This window comes from Echinicola jeungdonensis (assembly GCF_030409905.1).
Classification (GTDB): Bacteria; Bacteroidota; Bacteroidia; order Cytophagales; family Cyclobacteriaceae; genus Echinicola; species Echinicola jeungdonensis.
Window position 1 is genome coordinate 1,085,290 of the sequence record NZ_JAUFQT010000001.1, and the last position, 14,311, is coordinate 1,099,600.

The 14,311-nt window shown below is 41.4% G+C and carries 14 protein-coding genes; 5 read left to right on the forward strand and 9 right to left on the reverse strand.

Annotated features, from left to right (window positions below; genetic code table 11):
* Position 1 precedes the first annotated feature (1 nt).
* From uppS to QWY93_RS04660, 7 genes are all read right to left on the reverse strand, one after another.
* The gene (gene uppS / locus QWY93_RS04630; protein WP_290247006.1) at positions 2-739 is read right to left on the reverse strand and encodes an undecaprenyl pyrophosphate synthase; all 738 of its coding nucleotides are present in this window, start codon (positions 737-739) and stop codon (positions 2-4) included.
* 83 nt (positions 740-822) lie between these two features.
* Positions 823-1,623: a type IX secretion system protein PorG gene (gene porG / locus QWY93_RS04635; protein WP_290247007.1), complete on the reverse strand. Its 801-nt coding sequence runs from the start codon at positions 1,621-1,623 to the stop codon at positions 823-825.
* 74 nt (positions 1,624-1,697) lie between these two features.
* Positions 1,698-2,573: an NAD kinase gene (locus QWY93_RS04640; RefSeq protein ID WP_290247008.1), complete on the reverse strand. Its 876-nt coding sequence runs from the start codon at positions 2,571-2,573 to the stop codon at positions 1,698-1,700.
* 14 nt (positions 2,574-2,587) lie between these two features.
* Complete coding sequence (locus QWY93_RS04645; RefSeq protein WP_290247009.1) at positions 2,588-3,253, reverse strand: CBS domain-containing protein; 666 nt, start codon at positions 3,251-3,253, stop codon at positions 2,588-2,590.
* A gap of 312 nt (positions 3,254-3,565) precedes the next feature.
* Positions 3,566-4,144 (reverse strand): anthranilate synthase component II, encoded by a 579-nt coding sequence (locus tag QWY93_RS04650; RefSeq protein WP_290247010.1) that lies wholly within the window; start codon positions 4,142-4,144, stop codon positions 3,566-3,568.
* Positions 4,128-4,679 carry a CvpA family protein gene (locus tag QWY93_RS04655; protein ID WP_290247011.1) on the reverse strand — a complete coding sequence of 184 codons (552 nt, stop codon included), beginning with the start codon at positions 4,677-4,679 and terminating at the stop codon, positions 4,128-4,130. The genes QWY93_RS04650 and QWY93_RS04655 overlap by 17 nt, the downstream gene beginning before the upstream one ends.
* 10 nt (positions 4,680-4,689) lie before the next feature.
* The gene (locus tag QWY93_RS04660; protein WP_290247012.1) at positions 4,690-5,136 is read right to left on the reverse strand and encodes a GatB/YqeY domain-containing protein; all 447 of its coding nucleotides are present in this window, start codon (positions 5,134-5,136) and stop codon (positions 4,690-4,692) included.
* Between the two features lie 61 nt (positions 5,137-5,197).
* Between QWY93_RS04660 and QWY93_RS04665 the strand changes: the two genes are divergently transcribed.
* The 4 genes from QWY93_RS04665 to metK all read left to right on the forward strand — a co-directional run bounded on the left by QWY93_RS04665 (position 5,198) and on the right by metK (position 8,898).
* Entirely contained in the window at positions 5,198-5,917 is a 720-nt protein-coding gene (locus QWY93_RS04665; protein WP_290247013.1) for a pyridoxine 5'-phosphate synthase, read from the forward strand.
* Positions 5,918-6,012: 95 nt separating this feature from the next.
* Positions 6,013-6,774, forward strand: coding sequence for an alpha/beta fold hydrolase (locus QWY93_RS04670; protein WP_290247014.1), 762 nt, complete (start codon positions 6,013-6,015; stop codon positions 6,772-6,774).
* Positions 6,775-6,800: 26 nt separating this feature from the next.
* Positions 6,801-7,514 carry an SAM-dependent methyltransferase gene (locus tag QWY93_RS04675; protein ID WP_290247015.1) on the forward strand — a complete coding sequence of 238 codons (714 nt, stop codon included), beginning with the start codon at positions 6,801-6,803 and terminating at the stop codon, positions 7,512-7,514.
* 130 nt (positions 7,515-7,644) lie between these two features.
* On the forward strand, positions 7,645-8,898 hold the full coding sequence (gene metK, locus QWY93_RS04680) for a methionine adenosyltransferase (RefSeq protein ID WP_290247016.1): 1,254 nt from the start codon (positions 7,645-7,647) through the stop codon (positions 8,896-8,898).
* A gap of 475 nt (positions 8,899-9,373) precedes the next feature.
* Here the strand turns inward: metK and QWY93_RS04685 are convergent, their stop codons facing one another.
* Positions 9,374-10,726, reverse strand: coding sequence for a transposase (locus QWY93_RS04685; RefSeq protein ID WP_290246189.1), 1,353 nt, complete (start codon positions 10,724-10,726; stop codon positions 9,374-9,376).
* Positions 10,727-10,870: 144 nt separating this feature from the next.
* Positions 10,871-11,857, reverse strand: coding sequence for a D-alanine--D-alanine ligase (locus QWY93_RS04690; RefSeq protein ID WP_290247017.1), 987 nt, complete (start codon positions 11,855-11,857; stop codon positions 10,871-10,873).
* Between the two features lie 245 nt (positions 11,858-12,102).
* Here QWY93_RS04690 and QWY93_RS04695 point away from each other — a divergent pair, with 245 nt between their 5' ends.
* Entirely contained in the window at positions 12,103-14,280 is a 2,178-nt protein-coding gene (locus tag QWY93_RS04695; RefSeq protein ID WP_290247018.1) for a S9 family peptidase, read from the forward strand.
* Positions 14,281-14,311: the final 31 nt, after the last annotated feature.

Below are 14,311 nucleotides of genomic sequence, written 5' to 3' on the forward strand. Positions count from 1 at the left end.
CTTATGATTTTAACTGCGCTCCCGTTTTCCCGAAGCGTCTTTCTCTTTTTTGAAAATCTTTTACCGCTTCCAACAGGTGCTCTTTTCTAAAGTCAGGCCACAACACATCTGTGAAATACAACTCTGTATAGGCCAATTGCCAAAGCAGGAAATTACTGATTCTCAATTCCCCGCTTGTCCTGATCAATAATTCAGGGTCAGGATAATCCTGGGTATGTAAATGGGAAGAAATCAATTCTTCCGTCACTTCTTCCGGGTCAATTTTTTTGTCAGCTACTTTTTGAACAATGCTTTTTACTGCTTCTTTTATTTCCCATCTTCCACTATAGCTTAAGGCTAGGATCAGGGTTAAACCATCATTTGAGGCGGTTTTTTCCATGGCCTCCCTTAATTTGGCTTGCCCTCTTTTGGGCAAACTGGAAAACTCCCCAATAGTTACTAGCTTGATATTGTCCTTAATCATGGCAGGGACTTGGTCGGTAAGGGTCTTTACCAGCAGTTCCATGATAGCATTCACCTCCAACTTAGGACGGGACCAGTTTTCTGTAGAAAAGGTATAAAGGGTAAGGTATTTGACGCCAAGAGTTTTAGCACCTTCTATGGTTTCCCTTACTGCTGTAATAGCATTCCGGTGGCCGAATACCCGTTGAGCACCTTTACTTTGTGCCCATCGGCCATTGCCATCCATAATTACAGCTATGTGGTTGGGGATTCTTTCCTTGTCGATCGCTTCCTTCATTCCTGTTATTGTCCTAACTATATTTTTTTGGCGGTACAAAAATGGTATTTCTTTTTTAATATTCTATCCCAAATGTCATTTAATTAATATTTATAACATTCCACCTGATGGAAGGAATAGCTTAAAGTAACACCTAAAAAATAGTACCAATCTTTGTCTGATTTATTGCCATAGTTAACCCCATACGGAGGTGGAACATCATAGGGGTCATCAGGATCAGGAACGTAATCAGGGTCAGGAAAGCGTGAAATATAATTTTCGTTATATTCTATTTTATCCAGAAAATCTGTCACTGTTGGTCGGAATCCCATTTCCAAGGCCAAAAAGAGCCTTTCCCTCAAATGGTATTTGATCCCTATACCAAAGGGAATAACAGGGGTACCCAGGGAATAACTTTCCTCAACACCTCCTTGTGGATTATCGGGATTTCCCTCAAATGACCTCCCATTACCAAAGAACAGGGCATACCCAAACCCAATAAATCCATAAGGAGTATACCTGAATTTAGAATGTGGGGCTAGATAATCCAGGAAATGGAATTCCATAAGGGCATGACCCTCAATGAGGGTTCCCTTGAAAAAAGCATTTCTTGCCTCAGCCATGGCATCCAGTGGCCGAACACTATCTGCTGCATTCAAACGGGCTACCGAAGTCCCAAAACGGATACTCCAAACATTGTCAAAATTTCGCCTGCCAAAAAACGTGCCTTGAAGACCTATCTGCCCGGGATCTACTCTCCGGATGATATCACCCGAATAAGTGGCAACCCCTAATCCCAGACCATATTCATTTTGTTGGGCTTGTAGGCTGCCGGGCATTATTAGAAATACCAGGCTAACAATACCAACAAATACAATACACAATAGATTTTTGATTTTCCTCAAGACGCTGCAATTTATAAAGTACCCAACGAATAAAAAACCCACTTAAGTATCCTCAGGGTTAATTTATGTTAAAACTAATTCCTCATATCATATCCCCAATTCAGTTTTTTCCTTAGGGTATCAAAAAAACTGTAATCGTGGAATTTTACCAGTTTGGCAGAAAACCTTTCCCGTTTCACTGTCAACAAGGCTGAGGCGTCCACAGCGGTGGACCTTGAGTCCAATGAGATCAGAAACTTTTTGCTCCGTCCCTCTATCGAAAAACTAATTTCACTTTCATCTGAAACAATCATTGGTCTTACATTCAAATTATGTGGACTAACTGGCGTGATAACAAAATTTTTCGCCATAGGGGAGATCAATGGCCCTCCACAACTCAGGGAATAGCCTGTGGATCCTGTAGGAGTAGCCACTATCAGCCCATCAGCCCAATAACTGTTCAAGTATTCCCCATCAATGTATGTGTGAACGGTAATCATGGAGGAGGTATCCCGTTTATGAATGGTGAATTCATTCAACCCATAGGGAACACCACTAAATAATGGCTTATCCGATTCCATCCGGATCAAGGTCCTGTCCTGAATGGTGTACTGCTGATCAAATAAGACTTCTATGGCCTTACCAACATCCTCTTTGGCAATGGTGGCCAAAAAACCCATCCTTCCTGTATTGATGCCCAATATTGGAATTTCATAAGCTCCCACCATGGATACCGTATCCAGGAGTGTACCATCTCCGCCTACAGAGATCACGAACTCCATAGATTCCAACTCTTTCCGGTTACCTAATATGGTAAATCCGGTAGCTTTTGCTCCGGATTTCTTCATGGTTTTATAAAAGGCCTCGGTCAAAAAAACTTCCGCCTGATGATAATGCAATGCAGCGATTAACTGCTCAATATATGGAACAAATTCTTTTTGAAAACCTATTCCATGTATAGTAATCTTCATTGAGAAAATAGCTTTTAAATATCTAAAAAGCGAAGCAGGTTATCCAATCTGTCCTGCTCCCCACTCACTCCCATTTCTTCCTGGTAATGGTCAATAATTTTATACCCAAAACGCTCCAATGTCGCTTTGATATGTTTTAAATCAATTTGGTCAACTTTTAGGGTCAATTTAATTTTATTTTCATCCAAAGGATCATTGGTTATAAAACTGCTAAGGATTTTGGTATTTTCAGACTCTATCACCCTTGCTATTTCATAAAGGCTGTATTCAGTCATCAACATGGACAAAACCAATACCCCTCCTTGGGTCTGAATAGCCATGGAGTCAGCAAAGGCAGCAATGGCATCCTCCAGGGTTACCACTCCATGGTAAGTATTTTCCCGGTCCACCACAGCAACCATATTAGTCTGAAATTCGGATGCCACTCTCAAAACATCATAAATATGTTTATCCTTAAAAACAAAGCAGTTGTCAGCCTCCAACTCCACCTCACCAATGGTCAACTCAGGGTTGTTGATATGGTAGATCATTTCATCGGTAATCAAGCCTTTAAATTTCCCTTCCTCGACCACCGGTAATACATTGGTACGAATTTCCTCCATCCAGGACAAGGCCATCTTCACCTTATCCGAATACTTCAATGGGGGGATTAAATTATTAATAAATTCGTACGCCTGCATGTTTAAAGATATTAAATTGAACTCATTTAATAAAACGTTAATCTTCAGTCCCTAGTTTTCAAGTATTAAGCTCTAATTGTCCGACACTAGCCATTACCTCTCTTGACCCAACACTTAATCCATAGTTTAAGTAGCTAATAATCAACGATCCTTGCATTTAATATACATTAAATCGCTGAATATTTTTCAAATTACCGAAAATTGGACCCCAATCTTTTTGCCAATGGCCTTGTAGGTTTGAGATAATACAAATGGATTTAATCCGGTTACTTTAACAAACCCCATCCAAAACAAGACAAAAATAATAGTTGATCAGGAAAATTCCTGTTGGCAAAACACCCTTGCCCAATTGCAAATGATGTCAATTCCAAACTCTGTCAGGTAAGCTTCAGGGTGAAATTGAATACCTATAATTGGGAGGGATTGGTGCTCCATGGCCATTAAATTCCCTTCACAGGTTTCCAACAAAGGCTTCAAACAATTAGGCAAAGGCCCTAATTCCAGGGAATGGTAACGCGTCACATTAAAAGTATGGGGAATACCTTCAAAAACCGGATGGGGTCTTAGCTGCCTTACAGGAAAAACTTTCCCATGTACAGGCATAGCGCATTTAATGACCTTTGCTCCAAAATATTCTCCAATTGCCTGATGGCCAAGGCAAACTCCAAGCACTGGAATTTTATCATGATAATAATCCAGGATTTCCAAAAGATTTCCCGCCTTTGAGGGGGTTTCAGGTCCAGGCGACAGCACTAATCCCGCATAATTTTCCTTTTTCAAAGCGGAAAGGGGTAGATCATTTCGGACAACCTTAAGTTTCAAGCCACATTGCTTGAAATAATCCGCAAGGATATGGGAAAAAGAATCAAAATTATCAATCAGCAGTAGCATTTCCCCCTTCACTTATATCAATTAAATCCTGAATTCCCTCCATCGCATCACGAATGGCCGGGGTAAAAGTATCCAAAAGGTCAATCACTACCGGTGCTATAGGCTGAACAATAGGATATAGGGAAGATTCCTCCATTTTTTCCTCGGGAAGAACCACCTCAAAAGAGTGGCCCACCCAGAATAACAAACTCACCATAAATGCCCATTTCAACATACCCAAAACGGCCCCGGCAAAATTATCAAAGGCTCCAAGAATGGTCAAATCCATGGTTTTCTTGACCAGGTAGGCCAAAAGCCTGATGACTAAAACCACAAAAATAAAAATGATCAAAAAGGAGACAAATGGTAACATAAACGTAAGGCTTTCCACCCTTTCAGCCAAAATAGCTGCCCCCCAGTGCATAAATTTAAAAGCCAATACTAACCCCACAATAAAAGCCACCACAGAAAGCACTCCAATAAAAAGCCCCTGCTTGTAACCACTGTAAGCCCCAATGGCCAATAATATCAATATGACCCAATCTATGGTACCCAATGAATTTGACCTATGCCAATAATCCTTTTACCTTTTGGGAAATCAATTTTCCATCCGCTTTTCCTGCCAGTTTCTTGGTAGCTACACCCATCACTTTCCCCATGTCTTTGGGCCCTTCTGCTCCCACCTCGGCAATAATTTCCTTTAATGCTGCCTCCAGCTCCTCCTCAGAAAGTTGTTTTGGAAGGAATTCATTGATAATGTCAAGTTCATCCTGCTCCACCTCTGCCAGGTCCTGTCTGTTCTGCTGAAGGTAAACTTCTAAAGAATCCTTTCTCTGTTTGGCAGCTTTAGAAAGTAATTTGATTTCTTCTTCCTCAGTCATGCCTTTTTCTGAACCCTTTGATTCCTCCAAAAGTATCAGGGACTTAATTGACCGTAAAGCCCGCAGCCTATCCTTATTTTTAGCCAACATGGCCTTTTTAATTTCTCCTTCTACACTTTGCTTTAAACTCATTATTTTACGTTTATGTTTTTAGGTGTATTTTTGTAACAAAATTAGAGCATATTTTAATAAAATGACCAAATTAAGCGTAAATATTAACAAAGTTGCAACCCTTCGCAATGCAAGGGGAGGAAACAATCCTGATGTCATTCAAGTTGCTTTGGATGCAGAAAAATTTGGGGCTGAAGGAATCACCGTCCACCCCAGGCCAGATGAAAGACACATCCGCTATGATGATGTCATGCAACTTAAAGATGCGGTCACCACAGAATTTAACATAGAAGGGTATCCGGATAAAAGATATATGGAAATCATCCGCCTGGTTAAACCTGCCCAGGCAACATTGGTACCTGACCCTCCTGAAGTTTTGACCTCCAATACAGGCTGGGATACCATTTCACATCAGGAAATGCTCAAAGATATTATTGCAGAACTCCATGAATATGACACCCGGACTTCCATATTTATCAACCCAGTAGCCAAATACTTTGAACCAGCCAAGCTTACAGGTACGGACAGGGTGGAGCTATATACAGAACCTTATGCTTCCAATTATCGAACCAACAAGCAAACTGCTGTGAAACCCTATGTGGAAGTGGCAGAAATTGCACGGGAATTGGGTTTAGGTCTCAATGCCGGACATGATTTGGACCTCAACAACCTCAGGTTTCTAAAAGAACATATCCCTTATTTGGATGAAGTTTCCATTGGCCATGCCCTGATCTGTGATGCATTATATTTTGGTCTGGAAAACACCATCCAAATGTACCTAAGACAGTTGGAGGATATTTAACCTTTTCTTTTGGGACTCATTTTATTTTATTCCCAATTTTCTAAGGGCAAAACCTATCAGATCAATACCTTTGAATCCACAATGAATTAACCAGTATGACATTAAATTATAAGAAAATAGGGCAGGGAGAACCATTGATCATTCTTCACGGACTTTTTGGTTCAGCAGACAATTGGATGAGTATAGCCAAGGAGTTAGAAAATGATTTCACCATATATTTGGTAGACCAAAGGAACCATGGGGAAAGCCCAAAAAGTGACGAATGGACCTATAAAGCCATGGCGGAAGACTTAGCAGGTTTTTTGACCTCCCAAGGCCTGGAAGCGGTAAATCTTATGGGACATTCCATGGGCGGAAAAACTGCTATGAACTTTGCCCTGAAATACCCGGGGAAAGTCAAAAAACTCATTATTGCAGACATTGCCCCCCGCTATTATGATCCTCATCACCAATCTATCCTGGAAGGGCTAAATGCTATCGACTTGGAAAACCTTTCTTCCCGGAAAGAAGCAGAAGATACCCTATCCAAATATATATCCGAAAAGGGTATCCGCCAGTTTTTGCTAAAAAACCTGGGAAGAAATGAAGAAAGTAAATTTACCTGGAAGGTAAACCTCCCTGTTATTACAGAAAAAATAGAAAATGTTGGCGAGGCCTTACAGGGAAATCAGACTTTTGAAAACCCAACCCTGTTTATGCGTGGTGCCAATTCGGATTATATACAAGATCAAGACAAGGCCGATCTGGAGAAATTTTTCCCTGATTATAAACTAATATCCATTAAAAATGCCGGCCATTGGCTTCATGCTGAACAACCTGCCGCTGTGGTAGCCACCATAAAGGCTTTTTTGAAGTAAAATGAACCATTCAGCCTTACCTTGATATGAAAAAAGGAAAGCTTTACCTGATCCCCAATATCCTTGCCCCTAATACCGAAAATGAGGTAATAAGCCCACAGGTCAAATCGGTAATTTCAAACACCCGTTTTTTTCTGGCAGAAAATCTTAGGACAGCAAGAAGATATATTTCCAGTTTGAAACTGGGATTAACCATTGAGGATCTTCATTTGGAGATTTTGGACAAAAAAACAAAACCAACCCAAATTCCTACTTTGATGCAACCGGCGCTGGAGGGACAGGATATTGGAATCATTTCAGAAGCAGGTTGTCCGGGAATAGCCGACCCCGGCTCATTGGCAGTGGCATTTGCCCATCAAAAAGGAATCCAGGTGGTCCCCCTCTCAGGACCATCCTCCATGTTTTTGGCCCTGATGGGTTCAGGCTTCAATGGGCAATCTTTTGCTTTTCACGGCTATTTGCCCATTGACAAAAAGGCCAGAGCTGAAGCTATCCGCCAATTAGAAAGTGAATCTGCCCGATTTCAGAAAACTCAGATTTTCATGGAAACCCCATTTAGGAACGACCAACTATTGGATGACCTGAAAAAGACCCTCCATCCCAACACCAAATTATGCATAGCCAAAAACATTACCGGTCCGGATGAACTCATCCAAACCAAAACGATGGCTCAATGGAAAAAAGCCAAAATCGACTTGCACAAAATCCCTACTGTATTTGTGCTTTACGCCAGTGCCTGAAATGGGTAACCAATCCCGTAAATTATCCAATGCCATTACCCTAAAATTTTAATCTGAACCCAAAATTTTTTATTTCCTCCTTAAACTGTAATTTTACACGCCATTAAAAAAAAGGAAAACACTACCATATATGTCATATTTGTTCACCTCAGAGTCTGTTTCTGAAGGACACCCGGATAAAATATCCGATCAGATATCAGATGCATTAATAGATAATTTTCTGGCTTTTGATCCCAAATCCAAAGTAGCCTGTGAAACCCTTGTAACTACAGGGCAGGTTGTATTGGCAGGGGAAGTAAAGTCTGACACTTATTTAGATGTTCAAAAAATCGCCCGGGATGTCATCAACAGAATCGGATACACCAAAGGTGACTACATGTTTGACGGTAAATCCTGCGGAGTTTTGTCGGCCATACATGAGCAATCTCCAGACATCAATCAAGGGGTGGACAGGACCAGCCCTGAGGAGCAGGGTGCCGGCGACCAAGGCATGATGTTTGGGTATGCCACCAGAGAATCCGCCAACTTTATGCCTTTGGCTTTGGACCTTTCTCACAGGCTTTTGAAAGAATTGGCCTCATTGAGAAGGGAAAATAAGGACATCACCTATCTGCGGCCGGATGCCAAAGCCCAGGTTACCATCGAATACAGTGATGATAATGTTCCTCAAAGGATCGATGCCATCGTCATTTCCACCCAACATGATGATTTTGGGGAAGAAGAAGTCATGTTGAAAAAGATCAAACAGGATATTCTTGACATTCTGATTCCAAGGGTAAAAGCCCAGTTACTTCCAGAGATTCAGGCTTTGTTTACCGATGAAATCAAATATCATATTAACCCTACCGGAAAATTTGTAATTGGAGGGCCTCATGGGGACACTGGACTTACAGGAAGGAAGATCATCGTAGACACTTATGGAGGTAAAGGTGCCCACGGCGGGGGAGCATTTTCCGGAAAGGATCCATCAAAAGTGGACCGATCTGCCGCTTACGCCACCAGACATATTGCCAAAAACATGGTTGCTGCAGGGATTGCCGATGAAGTATTGGTGCAAGTATCCTATGCCATCGGGGTGGCTGAGCCCATGGGATTGTACGTCAATACCCACGGAACGGCCAAAGTTGCACTTTCAGATGGTGAAATTGCCAGAAAAATTTCCAAGATATTTGACATGCGGCCCTATGCCATTGAGCAAAGGCTTAAATTGAGAAACCCCATATATGAAGAAACCGCTGCCTATGGGCATATGGGAAGAAAAAATGAAGTGGTTACCAAATCCTTCGTTTCACAGGATGGCACATCCGTTACTTTGGATGTGGAATTGTTCACCTGGGAAAAGCTGGATTATGTAGATCAAATCAAAAAAGCATTTAACCTATAATAAAAGCGGCCCTTGAGCCGCTTTTTTCATTATATTTTTTTAATTGCTATAGAAGTTATTGGGTTAATGGGAATCCTACTGCTTTTAACTGGATAACCATTTCCTAAAACCCATCGGTAAAAGAGTAATATTCCCTTTTTCTGTTAACTTAAAATTGGAAGACGTATCTTTCAATATATCGTGTCCTCGTACATCGTACCCTGTACTTTGTACAATCAACTTGTTTTGAGAGGCTTCAGATTGTTCTTATTCACTGCCCCCGCTTTTTTAGGCCTCTTTGGGAAATAGACATAATTAACCTTTTAGTGACTTAACTAAAAGGTTAATTTGTTTTTAGGGTACTTTGAAGTAAAATTCAGAGTACAATTTGTGTAAGGAAAAGTACAATTACTGAATTGAAGGGGTTGATTTTTGGGGTGGTTTTGACAATTGGACACACCTGTCCTGTAATCCTTCTTTCCGGCGGTAGTTTTTGTCAAGCAGCTTTGTTGATGGGCGGGGATTCCTGTTGGTTTCTTCGTTTGGCAACTGCTACGGCGTTGGCTGCCATAATGCCGAACAGCACGGCCAGCTTTTCCCTTTTATCTCCCTTTACTCGTATTTTAACCAGTCCATAGTGGTTTTTATGGTTGCCGAAAGCCCCTTCCATTGCCGTTGCCCTTTGTTTGGAGACTTCAGCACTCAGAATCTTTTCGGCTTTGTTGTGCGGTTTGGGGCCTTTTTTGGGGAAGCCGGTGAATATGTCTTTGGAGGTACAATACTTTCTGTTGGCATTGGTGGCATAAATCCGGTCGGCACCCAGCTGGGAAGTCTGTCCGAAAATCCGGGTATGTTTTACCGTGGATATTTTCAACCGGGTACATTCATTGAAGTTGTTGAAGTCCAGTTTATCGATAAATGATAGCCCGCCTGTCTGAAGGATATGGGCTTTCATACCGAACTCCACAGGTTTGTTTTCCTTTCCCCGGACGATCGGCCGGAGATAAGGTTTATGGAGGGAAACGATGCGGTCCTTAAGTTCGGAGGGAGGATTTTCCAACAAAAACTGCTGCTGGACCAAGACTTTTTTGATGGTCTTCAGACAGGCAAAGTCATTTGGTTTAAGCCCCGCCCCTTGATAAAAGTCTAGGATCTCTTGTAACTGGCCAAGTCCTTTTTCCAACAGGAAGACCAGGGATTTTTTCCTTTTGAGGGTTTCCTTAAAGGATTTGCGTCTTTTACGGAAGTAGCCAAGCTGTTTGGCCTTCTGCTCCCTGTATTTTGACCGGGGCCTTTTTATGCCCAATTGTTTACATTTTTTGAACAGTTGCTTTTCAAACACCCACTGGCAGCATTCCCAGAGTAGTTTGGGGTCGGTGGGGAAACGGACATAACTTTCATAACAGGTGGCATCCATTAATAAGACGTGGCTGTTGTCCACATCCTGTTTCCAGTGATCCATTAGTACCTCTTGGATCTGTTCCCAGTGGCAATGTTCCTCGATGTAGGCCCTGATCCGTGTCATAATGGTAAGGTCCCGGATCTGTTGGTCTGCTGCCAATACTTTCCCGCAGAAATACTGAAGGCTCCAGTCGGTATTGAAACGCTCTATCAATTGGCGGTCTGAGGTATTCAGGTAGGCTTTCAAAAACATCAGGGCAAACATGCCCTTGGCACCGAACCACCTTGGGGCACCAGGCCCCTGCAGCTTTTCAGGAACAAGGCTCGAAAGCTTTTCCCATGGCAGGCTGTCATGGATCTGGCCAAGCAAGGAATTCTTGAAAAAGTGATACTTTGGAGAGTATCCGTCAAAGTCTTTGAAAATAGGGAGCTGTATGGTATCTTTCATAGTATTTTTGTCTGCAAACAAAAAATACGAAAAAGAAAACCCCGGAAAAAGCCCTTTTGGACGATTTTCGGGGTTTTTGAGTTATTTTTTCGCAACCCTGTTTATTAAGAGTCAGTGATTTAGCTAATTAACAAGAAGCCCTTTTTACACCCACATTTCTTCAATCAATTCTGTATAAAATTCCTTCACCGTCTTTCCCACTGCCCTTACCTGTTGGGATATCAAACTGGTTTCGGTTTGACCAGGTACCGTATTCACTTCTATAAAATAAAATTTACCTGTGTCTTTTTCCAGAAAATAGTCCATCCGCACTGCCCCTTTGCAATTTAACTTTTGATAAACTGCCTCAGCAATTTTACTTACCCTTATCACCTCTTCCGGTGTCATCCGTCCAGGAGTAATTTCCTCCGAGACTCCTGCAGTATACTTGGCTTCAAAATCAAAATATTCCTTTGAACTCACAATCTCCGTAGAAGGTAAAACAATAATTTCCCCAGCAATCTTGTAAATACCAATGGAAAATTCCCTTCCCGAAACAAACTCTTCCACCAATACCTGGTCATCCTCTCCAAAGGCCAAATCCAGGGCATCCTGTAATTCTTCCACCTTTTTCACCTTGCTCATGCCAATGCTACTTCCTCCATTGTTAGGCTTTACAAAACAAGGCATAGATAGTTCCTGGGCCACTTTGCAAGTATTTTCGGGGGAGTTTTCGAATAATTGAAAAGATTTGGCCATAAATAGGTCATCAATTCCTTCCACAATGGCCTTCGTGTATCCTTTGTTCATGGTAATGGCAGAAGTTAGGGTACTACTGGTGGTATAAGGTATCCCCAACATATCAAAGTAACCGGATAACTTCCCATCCTCACCAGGTGACCCATGAAGAATATTAAAAACTCCATCAAACTGGATTTTCTCCCCATTCAATGAAATGCTAAAATCATTGAGGTCGACTTTATATTCCTTTCCGGAGGCATCCTGATAACACCATTTTTCCCGGTTGATGATAATTTTATAAACATCATACCGTTCCAAATCAATATTTTTTTCCACAACAGCGGCACTTTTTAGGGAAACTTTTGCCTCTCCGGTAAATCCGCCCGTTACCAATGCAATTTTTTTCTTCATATTGGGGGTAAAGGTAAAATTTAGAAATGAAAAAATGCAATACAGAATTCAGGAACTGATTAATTTTCCTCTTTTGGGAAATGGGTTATTTGTTATTGTATTATTAAAAAATTGAACGCGAGGATCAATAAAATTCATTCTTGCTAAACTCCAGGTAAGTTTTCATTAGAAAATCTAAAGCTTGATTAGCCTTTCCCTCAATTTCCTTATATTTAGAGACAGGTAAATCCAAAAAAAAATTCTTTATGCGTATAATTCGTTTTTTCAATTTAGCAATATTTACCCTCCTACTCATTCATCCTCTTCTGGGTCAAGAAAAAAAAGTCAGCCTGGAATCTGTTTTTAAGCAGGGAATTTTCTTTCAGGAAAATATTCAGGGTATCAATTGGATGAATGATGGCCAATATTACAGCAGCTTGGATCAAAGCCAAGGATACCCGAGGGTAATAAAAATCAATATTTCTACCGGCAAGGAGGAGGAAGTTTTGATTGACGGGAAAAAATTGGGACTGGAATTTTCTGAATATGAATTGAACAAGGAAGAAACCAAGGCCCTGGTGGCCTCAGAGGTGGAACCTATATACAGAAGATCTACCCAAGCTAATTACCATTTGATAGATCTGGAAAGCGGGGATTGCCAAAAATTGATGGATGGGGAAAAAATCTCCTATGCGACACTTTCACCCGATAATGACAAAGTCGCCTTTGTAAAGGATAATGACCTTTATTACATCAGCCTTAAAGATCAGCAGCTTCATCGGGTCACCCATGACGGCCAAAGGAATCAAATCATCAATGGTGCTGCGGATTGGGTTTATGAGGAGGAGTTTTCCATGGCCAAAGCATTCGAATGGTCCCCTGATGGTGAACAAATTGCCTTTCTACGCTTTGATGAAACCAAGGTACCAGAATACCATATGCAAATCTGGGGAAATCTATATCCCTATGATTATTCCTTCAAATACCCCAAAGCAGGAGAAAATAATGCCCTGGTTTCCATCCATGTGCGTCACCTGGAAGATAATAAAACTGTTACACTTGATTCCGGTAATGAAAATGACATTTACCTCCCCCGGATTTATTGGACCGGCACACCAAATCACCTTGCCTTTATCCGCCTGAACCGCCTTCAAAACCAGTTGGATATTTTCCAGGCCCAAACAACCACTGGGGAAAGCAGTATTCTCCTTACTGAAACATCAGATACCTATGTGGACCTGGACTACAATGACAATTTACTGTTTTTGGAAAACAATAAAGGATTTATTCGGACTTCTGAAAAGGACGGCTATAAGCACATTTATCACCACAATAAAAACGGAAAATTGATTTCACAAGTCACATCCGGTAATTGGGAGGTTTCGGAATTGGTAGGCGTCGATGAAAAGGATGAAAATGTTTATTATATCAGCACAGAAAAATCCCCTTTGGAAAGGAAACTATTTGTCATCAAAATGAACGGCAAATCCAAAAGACTCTTAACCGAAGCCAAAGGCACCCATCATATCAATATGAGCCCTGACTTCAAATATTTTATTGACAAACACACCACAACGGATCAGCCTTTAAGGATATCCCTCCACAATCAGAAAGGGAAGGAAATCAAACTTCTTAAAAGCAATACTGCTCTAAAAGAAAGGATTTCACAATATGCTTTTGCTTCCAAAACTTTTTTTGAGTTTGAGACTGTAGACGGTACTATGCTAAATGGTTATATGATGAGGCCTGCGGACTTTGACCCCTATCATGAATACCCTGTTTTGATGTATGTGTATGGAGGCCCCGGCTCCCAGGATGTTACAAATGAATGGGGTGGAACAAGGGATTTTTGGCACCAACACCTGGTTTCTGAGGGGTACATTGTGGCCTGCATTGACAACCGAGGCACCGGAGGAAGAGGCAAGGCTTTCAAACATTCCACTTATGGGCAATTAGGCAAATTGGAAACCCAGGATCAAATTGCCGGAGCCCGATATTTGGCTGATTTGCCCTATGTGGACAATAACCGAATAGGCATATGGGGTTGGTCCTATGGAGGCTACCTGTCTTCCCTTTCATTAATGTTGGGAAATGACATTTTTAAAACAGCCATTGCCGTAGCTCCGGTGACCAACTGGAGATATTATGACACCATCTACACTGAAAGGTACCTAAAACCCCCACAGCTCAACCCTTCCGGCTATGATGATAATAGCCCGATAAATCATGTCAAAAAACTAAAAGGAGACTTTCTGCTCATCCATGGCACTGGAGATGACAATGTGCATTTTCAAAATTCCGTTGACTTGGTAAATTCCCTAATTGCCGCAGACAAACAGTTTGAAACATTTTATTACCCCAACAGAAACCATGGAATCTATGGAGGTAATACCACCTGGCACCTGTACAGCATGATGACGGATTTTATCAAAAGGAAACTATAAAGTTATTTAGCTTCCATTTCAACCAACCGCC

Coding starts and splice junctions, on each gene's coding strand:
- uppS (WP_290247006.1), bottom strand. CDS start 739: ATGAAGGAAGCGATCGACAAGGAAAGAATCCCCAACCACATAGCTGTA.
- QWY93_RS04640 (WP_290247008.1), bottom strand. CDS start 2,573: ATGAAGATTACTATACATGGAATAGGTTTTCAAAAAGAATTTGTTCCA.
- QWY93_RS04645 (WP_290247009.1), bottom strand. CDS start 3,253: ATGCAGGCGTACGAATTTATTAATAATTTAATCCCCCCATTGAAGTAT.
- QWY93_RS04650 (WP_290247010.1), bottom strand. CDS start 4,144: ATGCTACTGCTGATTGATAATTTTGATTCTTTTTCCCATATCCTTGCG.
- QWY93_RS04660 (WP_290247012.1), bottom strand. CDS start 5,136: ATGAGTTTAAAGCAAAGTGTAGAAGGAGAAATTAAAAAGGCCATGTTG.
- QWY93_RS04665 (WP_290247013.1), top strand. CDS start 5,198: ATGACCAAATTAAGCGTAAATATTAACAAAGTTGCAACCCTTCGCAAT.
- QWY93_RS04670 (WP_290247014.1), top strand. CDS start 6,013: ATGACATTAAATTATAAGAAAATAGGGCAGGGAGAACCATTGATCATT.
- QWY93_RS04675 (WP_290247015.1), top strand. CDS start 6,801: ATGAAAAAAGGAAAGCTTTACCTGATCCCCAATATCCTTGCCCCTAAT.
- metK (WP_290247016.1), top strand. CDS start 7,645: ATGTCATATTTGTTCACCTCAGAGTCTGTTTCTGAAGGACACCCGGAT.
- QWY93_RS04685 (WP_290246189.1), bottom strand. CDS start 10,726: ATGAAAGATACCATACAGCTCCCTATTTTCAAAGACTTTGACGGATAC.
- QWY93_RS04690 (WP_290247017.1), bottom strand. CDS start 11,857: ATGAAGAAAAAAATTGCATTGGTAACGGGCGGATTTACCGGAGAGGCA.
- QWY93_RS04695 (WP_290247018.1), top strand. CDS start 12,103: ATGCGTATAATTCGTTTTTTCAATTTAGCAATATTTACCCTCCTACTC.